Annotated in this window: 1 protein-coding gene; it reads right to left on the reverse strand. The window is 68.8% G+C overall.

Annotated features, from left to right (window positions below):
* Positions 1–237, reverse strand: a 237-nt coding sequence (locus R0J88_RS23415) for an ATP-binding cassette domain-containing protein (RefSeq protein ID WP_410901378.1), incomplete at both ends; no start/stop codon positions are given.

The following is a 237-nucleotide window of genomic DNA, read 5'->3' on the forward strand; positions in this document are numbered from 1 at the left end:
GGTGGTTGGTCGGCTCGTCGAGCAGCAGCATGTCCGGGCTCGAGAGCAGCAGACGGCACAGTGCGACACGGCGGCGCTCACCACCGGACAGCACGCCGACATTGGCATCCCACGGCGGCAGGCGCAGTGCTTCGGCGGCCACTTCCAGCTTGCGCTCGAGGTTGTGGGCGTCAGAGGCCTGGATCAGGTCTTCCAGCTTGGCCTGACGCGCGGCGAGGGCGTCGAAATCGGCGTCCG

Origin of the sequence: Pseudoalteromonas sp. SIMBA_162, assembly GCF_046535955.1 — a bacterium.
Classification (GTDB): Bacteria; Pseudomonadota; Gammaproteobacteria; order Enterobacterales; family Alteromonadaceae; genus Pseudoalteromonas; species Pseudoalteromonas marina.